The organism is Streptomyces profundus (assembly GCF_020740535.1).
Classification (GTDB): domain Bacteria; phylum Actinomycetota; class Actinomycetes; order Streptomycetales; family Streptomycetaceae; genus Streptomyces; species Streptomyces profundus.
Genome location: NZ_CP082362.1, coordinates 6,052,341 through 6,068,332, shown reverse-complemented (window position 1 = coordinate 6,068,332; position 15,992 = coordinate 6,052,341). Strand labels below are relative to the sequence as shown.

The 15,992-nt window shown below is 72.5% G+C and carries 12 protein-coding genes; 9 read left to right on the top strand and 3 right to left on the bottom strand.

Annotated elements, in window-relative coordinates:
• Positions 1-128: 128 nt before the first annotated feature.
• Positions 129-971, top strand: coding sequence for a S1 family peptidase (locus K4G22_RS26315; RefSeq protein ID WP_228082932.1), 843 nt, complete (start codon positions 129-131; stop codon positions 969-971).
• A gap of 56 nt (positions 972-1,027) precedes the next feature.
• Here K4G22_RS26315 and K4G22_RS26310 read toward each other — a convergent pair whose 3' ends face one another.
• Positions 1,028-1,696 carry a TetR/AcrR family transcriptional regulator gene (locus K4G22_RS26310; protein ID WP_228082931.1) on the bottom strand — a complete coding sequence of 223 codons (669 nt, stop codon included), beginning with the start codon at positions 1,694-1,696 and terminating at the stop codon, positions 1,028-1,030.
• A 119-nt stretch (positions 1,697-1,815) separates the two neighbouring features.
• On the opposite strand from K4G22_RS26310, the gene K4G22_RS26305 reads away from it, so the two are divergent.
• The 3 genes from K4G22_RS26305 (at position 1,816) to K4G22_RS26295 (ending at position 5,137) form a co-directional block, all read left to right on the top strand.
• Entirely contained in the window at positions 1,816-2,274 is a 459-nt protein-coding gene (locus K4G22_RS26305) for an SCP2 sterol-binding domain-containing protein (RefSeq protein WP_228082930.1), read from the top strand.
• 7 nt (positions 2,275-2,281) lie between these two features.
• Positions 2,282-3,496 (top strand): acyl-CoA dehydrogenase family protein, encoded by a 1,215-nt coding sequence (locus tag K4G22_RS26300; protein WP_228082929.1) that lies wholly within the window; start codon positions 2,282-2,284, stop codon positions 3,494-3,496.
• A 483-nt stretch (positions 3,497-3,979) separates the two neighbouring features.
• Entirely contained in the window at positions 3,980-5,137 is a 1,158-nt protein-coding gene (locus K4G22_RS26295) for a serine hydrolase domain-containing protein (RefSeq protein ID WP_228082928.1), read from the top strand.
• 8 nt (positions 5,138-5,145) lie between these two features.
• Here K4G22_RS26295 and K4G22_RS26290 read toward each other — a convergent pair whose 3' ends face one another.
• A complete protein-coding gene (locus K4G22_RS26290; protein WP_228082927.1) occupies positions 5,146-6,012 on the bottom strand; it encodes a glutathione S-transferase C-terminal domain-containing protein in 867 nt (288 codons plus the stop codon).
• A gap of 302 nt (positions 6,013-6,314) precedes the next feature.
• On the bottom strand, positions 6,315-7,469 hold the full coding sequence (locus K4G22_RS26285) for an LLM class flavin-dependent oxidoreductase (RefSeq protein WP_228082926.1): 1,155 nt from the start codon (positions 7,467-7,469) through the stop codon (positions 6,315-6,317).
• A 406-nt stretch (positions 7,470-7,875) separates the two neighbouring features.
• Between K4G22_RS26285 and K4G22_RS26280 the strand changes: the two genes are divergently transcribed.
• From K4G22_RS26280 to K4G22_RS26260, 5 genes are all read left to right on the top strand, one after another.
• The gene (locus K4G22_RS26280; protein WP_228082925.1) at positions 7,876-8,691 is read left to right on the top strand and encodes a GntR family transcriptional regulator; all 816 of its coding nucleotides are present in this window, start codon (positions 7,876-7,878) and stop codon (positions 8,689-8,691) included.
• A gap of 20 nt (positions 8,692-8,711) precedes the next feature.
• Positions 8,712-10,514, top strand: coding sequence for an allophanate hydrolase (gene atzF / locus K4G22_RS26275; protein ID WP_228082924.1), 1,803 nt, complete (start codon positions 8,712-8,714; stop codon positions 10,512-10,514).
• A gap of 253 nt (positions 10,515-10,767) precedes the next feature.
• Entirely contained in the window at positions 10,768-13,896 is a 3,129-nt protein-coding gene (locus K4G22_RS26270) for a glycosyl hydrolase 115 family protein (RefSeq protein ID WP_228082923.1), read from the top strand.
• A gap of 58 nt (positions 13,897-13,954) precedes the next feature.
• A complete protein-coding gene (fdhD, locus tag K4G22_RS26265; protein WP_228082922.1) occupies positions 13,955-14,809 on the top strand; it encodes a formate dehydrogenase accessory sulfurtransferase FdhD in 855 nt (284 codons plus the stop codon).
• A 156-nt stretch (positions 14,810-14,965) separates the two neighbouring features.
• Positions 14,966-15,799, top strand: coding sequence for an aldo/keto reductase (locus K4G22_RS26260; RefSeq protein WP_322785138.1), 834 nt, complete (start codon positions 14,966-14,968; stop codon positions 15,797-15,799).
• Positions 15,800-15,992: the final 193 nt, after the last annotated feature.

Genomic DNA, 15,992 nt, shown 5'->3' with positions numbered 1-15,992 from the left:
GGCGGGCGGACGTCGGGAGTTGGCCGAAAAGGGCGCCCTGACAGGGTGTCGGAGCCGGAGCGCCAGAGCCCACAATTTGTCAGGGGCACGTCGAGTTCGCGACGGCCCGATCTCCTTCAGGAGGACTCGTGAGCACGGAACACCCCCGGCACGCCCCGCTCCTCGCACGTCCCCCACGCCTCGTGGCCGCGCTGTCGGCGCTGGCGGTCCTGGTCTCGCTCCTGACCCTGTCCGCCGCCGGCGCCGCCACGGCCGCCGGCACCGCCTCCGCGCCCTCGAACGCCGTCCCGGCCACCCCCGGGACGGCGTTCGACGCCGGGGCGACGGCGGTTGACACCGGGGCAACGGCGTTCGACGCCGATACGACGGCGGCTGACGCCGGGGCGACGGCCGAGGGGGCCCAACCCCTGCTGGCCGGCGGCACCCAGGTGTACTCCTCCACCGGCCACACCTGCACCCTGGCGGTGAACCTCCGGATCAGCGGCTCGGCCTTCGGCCTGCTGCCGGGCGCCTGCACCGACACCTATCCCGACTGGTACGCGGACCCGCAACGGACCATCCGCCTCGGCCCGACCGTCGACTCCCAGTTCACCCACGGCATCTTCGCCTACCAGAACGCGACGATCCCGGCGGAACAGACCCGGGTCTGTGGCGGCGGCGACATCATCGACTCCGTCGGCTATCCCGCGTTGGGCCAGACGGTCACCACCGGCTCCACCGCCACGGGGTGCCGCAGCGGGACCATCTCCGCGGTCAACGTCACCGTCGACTTCGGCAACGGATGGGTCATCAGCGGCCTGATCCGAACCAACCTCTGCTCGGAACCCTATGACTTCGGCAGCGGGCTGACCGCCGGCACCATGCTGATCGGTATCCCCGTCGGCGGCAGCGGCAACTGCTCGGTGGGCGGCACCACCTTCTACCAGCCGATGGCCCCGGTGTTGGCCCAGTACGGCGCCACCATCATCTGACGCCCCGGCCATGCCGGCGCCCCCGGCCCGGGCCCGCGCGCGGCGGAAGCGCGGGCTCAGGCCGGCGGGGTCCAGACCTCGCCGTCGAGCACATCCCGCATGCCGACCCAGACCATGTTCATCAGGCGCAGCGCCACCCGCTCGGACGGCTCCTCCGGGTGCGCCTCCATCCAGTCGGTGAGCGAGTCGGCCGCGCCCACCAGGGCCGAGGCCACGAAGTCGGCGTCCTCCTCGCCGAGTCGCCCCTCGACCCCGCGCCCCTCGCCCCCGTCCCCTTCGGCGTCGGCGATTCCGCGCCACACCAGGCCCCTGACCTCGTCCATCACCGCACCGCGCGCCTGCGTCAGCTCCCCGGCGATGGCCTCACCGAGCTGGGGCGCCTGCCGGTGCAGGACGACCCAGCTGTCCCGGTGCTCGGCGACAAAGCCGAAGAACGCCGAAAGCCCCCGCCACAGGCGGAGTTCGGGCGCGTCGCCGCCGTCGGCCGCCTGCCGGAAGGCCGCCGTCATGGCGGCCGAGGCATGCCGGATGCACGCGGCGAACAGGGCCTCCTTCGACCCGAGGTAGAGATAGACCATGGGCTTGGAGATCCCCGCCACCTCGGCGATCTCGTCCACCACCGCCGCGTGGTAACCCCGTTGGGCGAACACCCGCAGCGCCGCCTCGACGATCTCCCGCTCGCGCACGCTCCGGGGGAGACGTCGCCTGGGCTTCTCATCAGTCAATCTTGTCAGCATCCCCGTATCGGACGTAATCTTACTTCTCAGTAAGTCTACTTGACGGTAAGTACAGCGCGCGCCTGCGCGCCGGTACGCCGGGCGACATCGGTAAGGATGGACGAGCCATGGCCGACAGCGGTTCCGACCTCAGCGATCTTGACTTCGCCCAGGTCACCCCCGAGGAGTTCACCGCGCTGGTGAAGCGGACCCCGGCCAGGGAGTTGAGCCGGCTGCTGCACGGCGAGCAACGCGCCCGGGTGCTGGGCGAGGTGTTCGCCCGGATGGAACAGCGGTTCAAGCCGGAGAACGCCGGCTCGCTCAGCGCGGTGATCCGCTGGGAGATCACCGGCGAGTCCCTCGCCGTCTACGAGACCAGCGTCGCCGACGGCGTCTGCACCGCGCGCGAGGGCGCCCACACGGAGGAGCCACGGGTCACGCTCACCCTGTCCGACGTGGAGTTCCTCCGCCTCGCCTCCGGAAACGGCAGCCCGGTCACGATGTTCATGACCCGCAAGATCCGGATCGCCGGCGATATCGGCCTGGCGTCGGGGCTCGCCCGGCTCTTCGACATCCCGAGGGGCTGACCGCGCCATGACCGGATTCTCTCTCGAACTCAGCCAGGAACAACGGGACCTGAAGGAGTGGGTGCACGGCTTCGCCACCGGCGTGGTCCGCCCGGCGGCGAAGGAGTGGGACGAGCGCGAGGAGACGCCCTGGCCCGTGATCCAGGAGGCGGCCAAGATCGGGCTCTACGGCTTCGAGTCCCTGGCCGAGATGTTCGGCGACCCCTCGGGGCTCTCCCTCCAGATCGCCAACGAGGAGCTGTTCTGGGGCGACGCCGGGATCGGCATGGCCCTCTTCGGCACCTCCCTCGCGGTGGCCGGGATCTTCTCGGCCGGCACCTCGGAACAGCTGGTGGAGTGGGTGCCGCAGTGCTTCGGCGACGCGCGCGAGCCCAAGGTCGCCGCGTTCTGCGTCTCCGAGCCGCAGGCCGGCTCCGATGTCGCGGCGATGCGCACCAGGGCACGCTATGACGAGGCCGGGGACGCGTGGGTGATCAGCGGCCAGAAGGCCTGGATCACCAACGGGGGCATCGCCGACGTCCATGTCGTGGTGGCCAGCGTGGACCCCGAGTTGGGCGCCAGGGGACAGGCCGCGTTCGTCGTCCCACCGGGCACGGCGGGGCTGACCGCGGGGCCCGGCATCAAGAAGCTGGGGCTGCGCGCCTCGCACACCGCCGACGTCTTCCTCGACGAGGTGCGGGTGCCGGGCCACTGCCTGTTGGGCGGCCGGGACCGACTGGAGCGGCGGCTGGCCCGCGCCCGGGAAGGCGGCCGGGCCAAGGGACAGGCGGCGATGGCCACGTTCGAGGTGTCCCGCCCGACGGTCGGCGCCCAGGCGCTCGGCATCGCCAGGGCGGCCTACGAGTACGCCCTCGACTACGCGGGCGAGCGGGTCGCCTTCGGCCGCCCGATCGTGCGCAACCAGTCCATCGCCTTCGCCCTCGCCGACCTGCGCACCGAGATCGAGGCGGTCAGGCTGCTGATCTGGCAGGCCGCCTGGATGGGCCGCAACGAGAAGCCGTTCACCGCCGGCCAGGGCTCCATGTCCAAGCTCCGCGCCGGCGAACTGGCCGTCCGCGCCGCCGAACAGGCCGTCCAGATCCTCGGCGGCGCCGGCTACAGCCGGGACCACCCGGTGGAACGGATGTACCGCGACGCCAAGATCTACACCATCTTCGAGGGCACCAGCGAGATCCAACGCCTGGTCATCGCGCGCGCCATCACCGGCCAGCACATCCCGTGAGGTCCGGGTCGAACAGCCCCGGCCGGATGCCGGGGCGGGGCGCGGCTCCACGGTCAGGTCGACGATCTCCTCCGCGACGTTCGGGGTGTGGGCGGTCGCCTCGGCCCGAACCCTGGCCGAGGCGTCGGGATCGCTCGCATCGTGGATGGCGCTCAGCCATCCACAGGAGCAGAAGCCGGCGAAGAACGGCCCGTGGCGGTCGCGTTCCCGCCGTGGCGTCGGATGCTGCCGGACATGCCAGACCTCGGCCAGATGCGCGGGTACGTCGTGGGCACGTCCACGACGCCAGGGGAACCAGGCCATGAGGCCATTATCGGGATCGCTCGCCGACGGGGGGGGTAACCCCCGTTCCCCCGGGGGGGAGTGCCGGATGGGCCGGCGCGCGTTCCGCTGGTGGGATGGGTCGCGGCCGTCGGCTCCTGAGCGAGCCGACCGCGGGGCGCCCCTCGGGCGGGCCGGCATCCCGAACGGAGGAGAGATCCCATGCGTGTGTGTGGCAGGCGTCCGCGCGGCCCGCTCGTCCTGACCGTCCTGACCGGCCTGGCCGCCCTGCTGCTGGCCGCCTCGCCGGGGCCGGCCGCGACGGCGGAGCCGCGAGCGGCCGATCCGCTCCAACAGCGGGTGGACGCGATCCACGACACCGGGGCCGTCGGGGTGTTCGCCGAGGTGACGTCGCCGGGCGCCGGGGCCAGCGCGCGCGCCGGGACGGCCGATCCCGGCACGGGGCGGCCGATGCCGTGGGACGGCGGGTTCCGCATCGGCAGCGTCACCAAGACCTTCACCGCGACGATCGTGCTGCAACTCGTCGGCGAGGGCGAACTGTCCCTGGAGGACACCGTCGGTCAGTGGCTGCCAGAAGTGGTCAGGGGCAGCGACTACGACGGCGGCCTGATCACCGTCCGGGACCTGCTGCGCCACACCAGCGGCCTCCCCGAGGCCGGCCCCGAGATCCCCGCGCTGCACAGCGCGGAGGGCTATCGGGCCGAGCGGTTCCGCACCTACTCCCCCGAGGAGTTGGTGCGGCTGGCGATGCGGCACCCGCCGGCGTTCCCCCCTGGCACGGACTGGGGGTACTCCAACACCAACTACGTTCTGGCCGCGATGATCATCCAGGAGGTCACCGGCCGGAGTTGGGCCCGGGAGGTGGACGAACGGATCATCCAGCCGCTGGACCTGTCGGACACCGTCGTGCCCGGCGCCTTCCCCTTCGTTCCCGGCCCGCACGCCCGCGCCTACGCCTCGTTCGGCACCGAGACCGACACCGACGTCACGGTGCTCAACCCGAGCATGGCCGTCGGCGCCGGCTCGATCATCAGCACCGCGCAGGATCTGAACCGCTTTCACACCGCGCTGCTCGGCGGCGACCTGCTGGCGCCGGCGCGGCTCGACGAGATGACGACCACCACGCCGGCGCCCGCGCTGGGCGTGCGGTACGGACTCGGTCTGGCCGAGATCCCGCTGTCCTGCGGCGGCGAGTTCTTCGGCCACTTCGGGGAACTGCTCGGCTACCACACCTGGGTCGGCGTCACCCGGGACGGGACCCGGAGCGCCACGGTGTATGTCACCAGTGACGGCGGCGAGGACACCCAGGAGGCCATGCGCACCCTCGTCGACCGGGAGCTGTGCGGGGCCCCGTCCTGAGCCACCGGTCAGCGGGTGAGAACGTTGGGGGCCGCGGTCCAGTCGATGATCTGGACGGCGGCCCCGGCGGCTTCCAGGCCACGGCAGCAGTGCTCGTGGCGGCGGGCGATGTCGGCGAGGCGGAGCTGGTCGCCGAAGGCGGGGATGGCGCGGAGGCGGCGGACATAGGCCCACAGCCTCGGGTGGTCGGCGATCCGCCGCACCGCGTCGGCGCCCAGATGGCAGCGGTGGACGGTGTCCAACTGGACGAGCGCGACCCAGAGTTCGACGTCGGCGGCGGTCAGGGTCCGCCCCAGCAGGAACGGGCCTGTGGTGAGGCGTTCCTGGAGTTCGGAGAGGGTGCCGAGGAGCCGTTCCAGCGCTCGTTCACCGGCTTCGCCGGCGCCCGCCTCGCCGGCGAGCTGGGCCGCCTCGGCGATGTCCTGTTCGCAGCGCACCGTCAGCGCGTCGATCGCGGCCTCCTCGCCGCGCGGACGCAGCTCGGGCAGCCCAGGGCGGTGGAAGCGGAGGCTGAGGTCGGCGAGGATGTCGGGCACGTGGTTGCTGACCAGGCGCCCGGTCCAGCGGTCGACCAGGGCGGGGCCGAGGGCCGGGCCGGTGAAGCCGTGCACCGTGGCCGCGTAGGCGTCGCGCAGCACGGCATGGCCGCGCTCGTCGTCCGGCAGCGCCGGCAGCATCGACATCGGCAGCCGTTCGGCGAGTTCGAGCAGTCCATGGGTGATCGCGACGCGCAGCCCGCCGGGACAGGACAGCGACACATGGAGTTGGTAGCGGTGTGGCGCGGGGTAGTGCCCGCTCTTGGCGTCCGGGCCGATACGTTCACGGATGACGGAAGGGGCTGCGGCGGTCGGTGAGTTCGGCATCGTCTCGGGCATGGCTCTCCCTCAGGGACGTCTACACGAAAAGGCACGGGGGCAGGAGAGAGGGGCGGTCGTGGGGCGGGACCCACGACCGCCGTGCGGCAGGCGTTAACCAGCGCTACAGACGCGCAGCAGATCGATATGACGCCGGCATGTCAACAGCCGGGGGGCGGGAGTCGCTGGCGCGGTCAGGGCGAGGAGGGGGGCAGCGTGCCGCGCCTCCGTCGTACCCTCCGCCATGGCGCTCCGTCCGTTCCGTCAGACGTGACCCGGGACCGGGCCTTCCGTGGGATTGTCCGGCTCAGGACGGAGAGCCGTCAAGGGGTCGCGACGGGTGTCGGCGAGCTCACCGCGTCGGACGGCCGCGCGGTGGCCGCGGCGCGGGCGTCGCGCCTGGCCACCTCGGCGCGGACCAGGGGGATGACATGGCGCCCGAAGTCGATGGCGTCGTCCAGCAGGTCGTAGCCTCGGGCCGAGATGATGTCCACACCCAGGTCGTAGTAGTCCAGCAGCGCCTCGGCGACGGTCTCGGGGGTGCCGACGAGCGCGTTGGAGTTGCCGGCGCCGCCGGTGGCGGCGGCGGTCGGGGTCCACAGCGCGCGGTCGTAGCGCTCGCCCTGCTCCGCGATGGCCAACAGCCTTTGGGAGCCCGTGTTCTCGGGCGAGCGGGGATCGACGGAGCGCCTGCGGGTGGTCGCCCCCGAGGCGGCGCGGGCGCGGATGGCGCCCACCGTGCGGTGCGCCTTCTCCCAGGCCAGCTCCTCGGTGGCGGCGATGATCGGGCGGAACGCGACCTGGATCCGCGGGGGTTGGGCGCGCCCGGCGGCTGCGGCGGCGCGGCGCACCTCGGCGATCTGCTCGGCGGTGCGGGCCAGCGGCTCGCCCCAGAGGCAGTAGATGTCGGCCTCCGCGCCGCCCGCGGCGTAGGCGGCGGGCGACGAGCCGCCGAACGACACGCGGGGGCGCGGCCGTTGGACGGGGAAGACATCGCTCACATAGTCCTGGAACTGGTAGTGCGCGCCCTCGTGGTCGAAGGGCTCGTGGCTGGTCCACACCCGCTTGACGATCTCGATGTACTCGCGGGTGCGGTCGTAGCGCTGGTCCTTGGCGAGGGTGTCGCCCTCCCTGCGCTGCTCGTGGTCGCTGCCACCGGTGATGAAGTGGACGGTCAGCCGGCCGCCGCTGATCCGGTCGAGGGTGGCGAAGGCCCGCGCGGCATAGGTCGGATAGGAGACGTTGGGCCGGTGGGCGAGGAGGATCTGGAGGCGGTCGAGGCGGGCGGCGAGCAGGGCCGCGCCAGCGGCCGGGTCGGGCGAGCCGGAGCTGTAGGCGAACAGCACGCGGTCCCAGCCGTGGTCCTCGTGGGCCCGGGCGAGCCGGAGGGTGTAGTCGGGGTCGAAGGAGGCACCGGAGCGGGGGGTGGTCTCCGAACCGTCGTTGGTCGCGGCGATACCGAGGAATTCCACGGGCATGGCGAACGCTGCCTTTCGGCCGGGTCGCCTCCGTCAGGGAGGCGGGGTGTCGGGAGAGGTGGGACGCGCGGGCGTGGGGCGCCGCGTCCCGGGAGGAACCGGGTGCGGAAGGGTGGCCGGTCGCTGAGGCGGGGCGGGGGTCGACTCAGCCGGCGATGGCGCGGCGACACGCGGCGGACCACACGCGACCGAAGTCGATGTGGTCGCGGGTGACCAGAAGCCGCGGAAACCTCATGCCCACCAGTGGAACAGCGGCCGGCGCCCGCGTCAACCGCCTGTCCACGGGCCGGGCGGGCGGCGATCGGCGGCCCGTGCGCGGCGTCGTAACATGCGGGCCCGATCCGTAACATGAGCGCAATCCGACGGTCGGAACGCTGGTAACGGGTGCTTCCTACGGTCGCTTTCCATGGATGCACCGCTGTATGCACCCTCGTCCACAGCGGCCGAGGAGGCCACGGAGACCGCCGGGGTGCCCCCCGCCGAGCAGGCGGACGCGCCGGATGACGCGTCGGCCGTGCCGCAGGTGGCGGCCGTGTCCGGGGCCAGGGCCGGCCGGGACCGCAGGGCCGAGGCGCACGCCGCGCTGCGCGAACTGCTGCTGCGGGGCGCGTTCGACGTCCGCGAGCGGCTCGTCGAGGTGCGCCTCGCCGAGCGGCTGGGGGTGTCCCGCACTCCCGTGCGGGAGGCGCTGGTGCGGCTGGTCGCGGACGGTCTCGTGGAGCGGCGCGGGGAGGGCTACTACCCGGCGCGCCCCGACCTGGACGAGCTGCGGGATCTCTACGAGCTGCGCGTCACCGTCGAACTGCGGGGCATCGCACGGGCGTTGGAGTCCCCCGGCGTGACCCATGACGTGCGCCTGCTGGTGCCGCTGCGGGACCGGTGGCGGGCGCTGAGCGCCCAACCCCCGGCGCCCGAACCGGGTTTCGTCGCCCAGGACGAGGACTTCCACCACACGCTGCTGCGCGCCTCGGGCAATCCCCGGCTCACCGAGGCGCTGGAGTCCGTGAGCCGCCGCATCCGGCCGGTGCGGATGTACGACTACCTCACGGCCGACCGGGTGCGCAGCACCATCGTCGAGCATTTGGAAATCGTCGAGTTGGTGCTCGCCGATCGACTCAGCGACGCCCTGACCGCGTTGCACCGCCATGTGGGCGAGTCCCTGGAGGTCGTCGAGGAACGGGCCGCCCACGCCCTCGCCCAACAGGCCCTGCGCGGCCACTGATCGCACCCCAGGAGAGTCCCGTGAGTCACGCCCCCGCCGTCCCCGACCGCCCGACCGCCGGAAGGCGGGGAGCCGTACCCCGGGCCGTCCCCCGGGCCGTCCCCCGGGTCGAGGAGAGCCTGCGGCTGCTCGCCGACGGGGCCAGGCCCGAGGCCTGGATCGCGCTCCGGGAAGCCGGCGAACTCCGCGCCGAGGCGGCGGAGTTGGACGAACGCGCGGCGGCGGGTGAGCCGCTGCCGCTGGCCGGCCTGGTGTTCGGCGTCAAGGACAACATCGATGTCGCGGGGCTTCCCACCACGGCCGGCTGCCCCGGCTACGCCTACCAGCCGAAGGAGGACGCGCCGGCCGTGGCCCGGCTGCGGGCCGCGGGCGCCCTGGTGGTCGGCAAGACCGCCCTCGACCAGTTCGCCACCGGGCTGGTCGGCACCCGCAGCCCGCATGGCGCGGTGCGCTCCGCCGGGGATCCCGAGCGGGTCAGCGGCGGTTCGAGTTCGGGCTCGGCGGTGGCGGTCGCGCTGGGCATCGTGGACTTCGCACTGGGCACGGACACGGCTGGTTCGGGCCGGGTGCCGGCGGCGTTCCAGGGCATCGTCGGGCTCAAGCCCACCCTGGGCCTGGTGCCGACCGAGGGCGTGGTGCCGGCCGCCGCCTCCTTCGACTGTGTGACGGTGCTCGCCCGCTCCGTGCGCGCCGCCGAGGAGGTCGGCGCGGTGCTCAACGCCGGCCCGCCCGACGCGGGCGGCCGGGTCTGGCCGACGGACGCGCCGCTGGCCGCGCCGCCGGCGCCGGTGGTGGCGATCCCCTCGCCCGCGGGGCTCGGCGCGCTCGACGCCGACTGGCTGGCCGCGTTCGACGGCGCGGTGCGCCGTCTGGAAGCGGCCGGCGCGCGGACCACGACCATCGACATCGGCCCGTTCCTGCGCGCCGCCGCACTGCTCTACGACGGCGCCTTCGCCGCCGAGCGGTATGCCGCCGTGGGGGCGTTCCTGGACGATCAGGCCACCGGCCGGGCGCCGGGCGTCGACCCGCGGGTGCGGTCCATCATCACGGCGGCCGGCCGGCTGCCCGCCCACCGCTACGCGGCGGACCGGGCGCTGTTGACCCGGCTCCGCCACGAGGCGCTCGCGCGACTCGACGGCTGTGACGCGTTGCTGCTGCCCACCGCGCCCGAGCACCCGACGCTGGCCGAGGTGGCGGCCGATCCGATCGGGGTGAACAGCCGTCTCGGGGTGTTCACCAACTTCGTGAACCTGCTGGACCTTTCGGCGGTCGCGGTGCCGGCCGGCGAGGTGAGGGGCGGCCCGTTCGGGGTCACCGTGATCGCCCGCGCGTTCGCCGACCGGGTGGCCGGCGATATCGCCCGGCTGCTCACCGGCGAACCCGAGGGCGCGCCGGGGTGGGGCCCGCCCGGGCTGCCGCTGGTCGTCTTCGGCGCCCACCTCTCCGGCCAGCCGTTGAACCACCAACTGACAAGTGTCGGGGGTCGGTTGGTGGAAGAGGTGGTGACGGCCCCCGAGTACCGGATGGTGGCGCTGCCGGGCGAGCCCGCCCGGCCCGGGCTGGTGCGGGTGGCGCCCGATGAGTTGGGCCACTCCCTCGGCGGGGAGCTGTGGTCGCTGCCCGCCGCCGCCCTCGGCGCCTTCCTGGCCGCGCTGCCCGCGCCCATGGCCCTGGGCCGCGTCCGGCTGGCCGACGGCCGGGCGGTCACCGGCTTCCTCTGCGAGCCCCATGCGACGGCCGGCGCGCCCGACATCTCCCGGCACGGTGGCTGGCGGGCGTATCTCGCCACGCGCGCCCCGCGCCGGGCGGTCGCAGGCGGGTAGCGGGGGCGGCGGGCCGAGCCCGCCGGACGCACGGTGGGCGGCCTCACCCGTGCCCCGCGCCGGGGCGGAGCACGGGTGGCGCCCGGCCGGTTCGCCGGGCCGAGGCACTGAAAACTTTTCGGCCACGGGACCCACAACACCCGCTGGACAGGCGCCCGTTGCGTGCCTCTTGACCCGTCGTGAGCACGTCATTAGCCTTCCGGAACTGCCCCGATAATTATCGGTGACCCCCTCAACGCCCGGAGCTGAAATCATGACGAGCCGGCGTGCCTTTCTGAGCATCCTTCCGCTCACCGTCGCTGCCACCGCCGTCCCCACCGTCACCCCCGCCCACGCCAGGCCGGCCGACCGGCGCGACGCCTTCATCTCCTCCACCTGGCGCCCCGGAAGCCTGCCCCTGGTCGCCGAAGGGCGGGCAACCCCGATCCTGGTCAGCGACGACGACTTCCCCGGAGTCGTCCGCGTGGCCGAGGACCTGCGCGCCGACATCGAACGTGTCACCCATGTCGCACCCGAGATACTGCGCGAGCCGGCCGGGCGGATGGACGTCGCCGTCATCATCGGCACCATCGGCCGGAGCCCGCTGATCGACCGGCTCGTCGAGTCGGGCAAGCTCGACGTCGACGGGATCGAGGGCCGCTGGGAGACCAGCCGCCAGCAGGTGGTGATCGACCCGCTGCCGGGGGTCAGACGCGCCCTGGTGCTGGCCGGCAGCGACCAGCGCGGCACCATCTTCGGCGTCTACGAGGTCTCCCGGCAGGCCGGCGTCTCCCCCTGGTACTGGTGGGACGATGTGCACACACCGCACCAGGACGCCCTCTACGCGCTGCCCGGCAGGCACACCCAGGGCACGCCGGCCGTCAAGTACCGGGGCTTCTTCATCAACGACGAGAACCCGGCCCTGGGCACCTGGGCGCCCGCGTTCTTCGGCCCGGGGCACGCGCCCGGCTACGAGGGCGGGTTCAACAGCGGCTTCTACGCCAAGGTGTTCGAGGTGCTGCTGCGGCTGAAGGGCAACTACCTCTGGCCGGCGGTCTGGGGCCGCGCGTTCGCCGAGGACGACCCGGCCAACCACGCCACCGCCACCGCCTACGGCGTGGTCATGGGCACCTCGCACGAGGGCCCGATGATGCGCGGGATCGAGGAGTGGAACCGGCACGCGGTGCCGGCCCAGCGGGACGAGGACGGCGACATCGTCACCCCGGGCAGCGACCCGTACGGCGGCACCGGCGAGTGGAGCTTCCGCTTCAACGGCGAGGCCATCAAGCGGTACTGGGCCGACGGCGTGCGGCGGATGGTGGACGAGGGCTTCGAGGGCGTGGTCACCCTCGGGATGCGCGGCAACGGCGATGTCAGCCTCCCCGACGGGGACGGCATCGAGCTGATGGAGAGCATCATCGCCAGCCAACGCGAGATCCTGGACGAGCTGACCGACGATGCGTTGACGGGCATTCCACAGGTCCAGACGCTCTACAAGGAGGTTCAGCACTACTGGGACGAGGGCCTGCGTCCGCCGGACGACGTCACCGTGATCTTCTGTGACGACAACTGGGGCAACCTGCGCAAGGTGCCGGACCCCCGGCTGCCCGAGCGATCCGGTGGCTACGGCCTCTACTACCACTTCGACTATGTGGGCGTCGGCCGCAACTACAAGTGGGTCGACACGATCAACCTGGCGAGCACCTGGGAACAGCTCCACCTCGGCTACCGCTACGGCATCGACCGCCTCTGGGTGGTCAATGTGGGCGACCTCAAGGCCGAGGAGATGCCGCTCCAGTTCTTCCTCGACTACGCCTGGGACCCGGAGCGCCTCGACATCGAGGCGCTGGGCGCGTGGGAACGGCGGTACGCCCAGGAGAACTTCGGGCCCGAGCACGCCGAGGCGATCGCCGAGGTGCTGCACACCTACGGGGTGCTCCAGGCGCGCAGGAAGCCCGAACTGCTCAACCGGCGGATCACCGTGGACCCGGAGAAGGACCTGGCCACCGACCCGAGCGCCGTCGTCCACGACGACCAGGCCACCCCGTTCAGCCTGGTCAACTACCGGGAGCTGGAACGGGTGACCGCCGAATGGGAGGCACTGGACGCCCGGGTACAGCAGATAGGGGACGGGCTGCCGGCGGACAGCCAGGAGGCCTTCTACCAGCTGGTGCAGTACCAGGTGGAGGCGACGGCGAACCTCTATGCCCTGCGGGCCGCCGAGTTCACCAGCCTGCACTACGCGGAACAGGGCCGGCTGGCCACCAACGAGCTCGCGGACGCCACCGACGCCAGGTTCGCCGACGACCAGGCGATGTCGGACTTCTACAACAACGAACTGGCGGACGGGAAGTGGGCCGGCTTCCAGACCCAGCCCAAGATCGGCTACGGCGACGTGGAGCGCTACGGACCCGACGCCCCCTGGCAGCAGCCGCAGACCCCGGACCACGTGGCCCTGCCGGACGCGGTGTTCCCCCCGGTGCGACGGATCGAGCCGGTCGCCGGGGCCGAGTTGGGGGTGGCCGTCGACGGGTCGACCGACTGGTGGCCGCATGCCACCAGCCCCGCCGTGCTGCCCGCGTTCAGCCCCTACCAGAGCCACCCCCCGCAGTATGTCGAGGTGTTCAACCGGGGCAGCGAGCCCTTCGACTACCGGATCACCGTGGCCGAGCCCTGGCTCACGGTCAGCGAGCCGACGGGGACGGTCGCCGACCAGGTGCGGGTGGAGCTGTCCGTCGACTACGACGCGGCACCGGTCGGCCGGCACACCGTGCCGGTCACGGTCTCCGGCGCCGGCCGGGAGGTCGAGGTGGTGGCCGAGGTGGACAACCCGGGCACGCCGCGCCGCCGGCTGCACGGCTTTGTCGAGGCGGGCGGCTATGTGTCGATGGAGGCCGCGCACTACACCCGCGCCGTGCACACCGCCGGGATCTCCTGGCGGACGCTGCCCGATCTGGGCCGCACCGGTGCCGGCGTCACCCCGTTCCCCGTGACCGCGCCGCGCCAGACCCCCGGGGGGCGCGGGCCGCGCCTGGAGTACGAGTTGACGCTCTTCACCTCGGGCACGGTGCGGGTGCTGTCCTATCTCTCCCCCCGCAACAACGTGCTGCCGACCGACGGTCTCAGCTATGCCGTCTCCTTCGACGACGAGGCACCCCAGTCGGTGAACATCACCGCGCTCACCGGGTCGGATGACCAGAACATGAACCCGCAGTGGGCGCGCAACACCTCGGACAACGCCACCGTGATCACCACCGAGCACACCGTCTCCGAGCCGGGCCGTCATCTGCTCAAGTTCTGGATGGTCGACCCGACGGTGGTCGTGCAGAAGCTGGTGGTGGACACCGGCGGCCTCCGCCCCAGCTACCTCGGCCCGCCGGAGAGCCTGCGCGCCCGCGACTGAGCTGGCCGGGCCCGCGCCACCGACCCCGGGGGCGCGGGCCGGTGCCATGATGGCTGGCATGGGACGGGTCACCGAACGCCGCCGCGTCATCAGGGTCAGGGACGGGGTCATCGACACACGGGCCGACACACTGGTCGGCGAGGAGCCGCTGGAGATCCGGGTGAACGGACGCCCGCTGGCGATCACCATGCGAACGCCGGGCGACGATTTCGCCCTGGCCTGCGGCTTTCTGGTGAGCGAGGGCGTGCTGGCGGAGCGGGACGAGCTGGCCAGGATCGCCTACTGCGCCGGCGCGACGGGCCCCGAGGGCGGCAACACCTACAACGTCGTGGATGTGCGGCTCGCCGACGGGGTGCCGCCGCCGGACGCCTCGCTGGCCCGGCAGGTGTACACCACCTCGTCGTGCGGGCTGTGTGGCAAGGCCAGCCTGGACTCGGTGCGCACCACCGCCCGCTGGCCGCTGCCGCTGCCGGCGGGCCCGGCCATCGATCCCGCCGTGCTGGCCGAGCTGCCGGGACGGCTGCGCGCCGCCCAACGCGTCTTCGACCGCACCGGCGGACTGCACGCGGCGGCGCTCTGCGCGGCGGACGGCACGCTGCTCGACGTGCGGGAGGACGTGGGCCGGCACAACGCGGTGGACAAGATCGTCGGGCACGCGCTCCAGGCCGGCGCCCTGCCGCTGCGCGACGCGCTGCTGCTGGTGTCGGGGCGGGCGTCGTTCGAGCTGGTGCAGAAGGCGGTGATGGCCGGCATCCCGGCGCTGGCCGCCGTGTCGGCGCCCTCGTCGCTTGCCGTCGATCTGGCGGCCGAGGCGGGAATGACCCTGGTCGGCTTCCTGCGCGGCACCTCGATGAACGTCTACAGCGGCGCCGAGCGACTCGTCGGGCTCGCCGACACCGCCCGGGAACACTGAGCGTCGTCCAGGTGTTCGGTCAAGGGGCCTCCCTGCCCGGCGGTGGATCGCACCGGACGTCCAGGCATGGGTGCGACCCATCGTGGAATATGAAGACAGAATGCGCAGAACCACCGCTAAACGATCCTGGGCGATCAGAAAAGGACCAAACAGCACGTGAGTAGCGTCCCCCAAGTCACTCTGAACAATGGCGTGCAGATGCCGCAGCTCGGTTTCGGCGTCTGGCAGGTTCCGGACGACCAGGCCGAGATCGCGGTCGGTCAGGCCCTCGCCGCCGGGTACCGAAGCATCGACACCGCCGCCATATACGGCAACGAGGAGGGCACCGGCCGGGCGCTGGCGTCCTCAGGACTGCCGCGTGAGGAGCTGTTCGTCACCACCAAGCTGTGGAACACCGACCACGGCCACGACAAGGCGCTCGCCGCCTTCGACCGCTCGCTCGGCAAGCTGGGGCTCGACTATGTCGACCTCTATCTGATCCACTGGCCGGCCCCCGCCCACGACAACTACGTCGAGAGCTGGAAGGCGCTGGAGCAGATCCTGGCCGACGGCCGGGCCCGCGCGGTCGGCGTCTCCAACTTCAAGCCCAAGCATCTGCGCCGGCTGCTGGACGAGACGGACATCGTGCCCGCGCTCAACCAGATCGAGCTGCACCCCAACTTCCAGCAGGCCGAGTCCCGCGCCTTCCACGCGGAGCACGGCATCGCCACCGAGGCGTGGTCCCCGCTGGGCTCGGGCAAGGGCCTCCTGGACGAGCCCGAGCTGGCCAGGATCGCGGCCAAGCACGGGCGCACCCCCGCCCAGGTGGTGCTGCGCTGGCATCTCCAGCTGGACAACGTGGTGATCCCCAAGTCCGTCACCCCGGCGCGGATCACCGAGAACTTCGACGTGTTCGGCTTCTCGTTGGACGACGAGGACCTCGTCGCGATCGCCGCGCTCGACACCCCGAACCGGGTGGGCGCCGACCCGGACGAGGCCAACTGGATCTGAGCGAACCTCCCTTGACCGGGCCGCCTCCCGTCAGCGGAGACGGCCCGGTGGCGTATCCGGAGCCGCGCGGGCCGAAGCCGGAAGCGCTTCGACTCGTTGACCCATCCGTGGCCGGCGCGGCGACGAATGGGAAGCGAGCCGGTCAGTCCACCACGGAGGAACCATGACATCACCCCCGAGCAGTCCGTCCACC

Bases quoted from the DNA above. Each gene is read 5' to 3' on its own strand.
- K4G22_RS26290 (WP_228082927.1), bottom strand. From the start codon at position 6,012: ATGCCCGAGACGATGCCGAACTCACCGACCGCCGCAGCCCCTTCCGTC.
- K4G22_RS26305 (WP_228082930.1), top strand. From the start codon at position 1,816: ATGGCCGACAGCGGTTCCGACCTCAGCGATCTTGACTTCGCCCAGGTC.
- K4G22_RS26270 (WP_228082923.1), top strand. From the start codon at position 10,768: ATGACGAGCCGGCGTGCCTTTCTGAGCATCCTTCCGCTCACCGTCGCT.
- K4G22_RS26285 (WP_228082926.1), bottom strand. From the start codon at position 7,469: ATGCCCGTGGAATTCCTCGGTATCGCCGCGACCAACGACGGTTCGGAG.
- K4G22_RS26280 (WP_228082925.1), top strand. From the start codon at position 7,876: ATGGATGCACCGCTGTATGCACCCTCGTCCACAGCGGCCGAGGAGGCC.
- K4G22_RS26295 (WP_228082928.1), top strand. From the start codon at position 3,980: ATGCGTGTGTGTGGCAGGCGTCCGCGCGGCCCGCTCGTCCTGACCGTC.
- fdhD (WP_228082922.1), top strand. From the start codon at position 13,955: ATGGGACGGGTCACCGAACGCCGCCGCGTCATCAGGGTCAGGGACGGG.
- K4G22_RS26300 (WP_228082929.1), top strand. From the start codon at position 2,282: ATGACCGGATTCTCTCTCGAACTCAGCCAGGAACAACGGGACCTGAAG.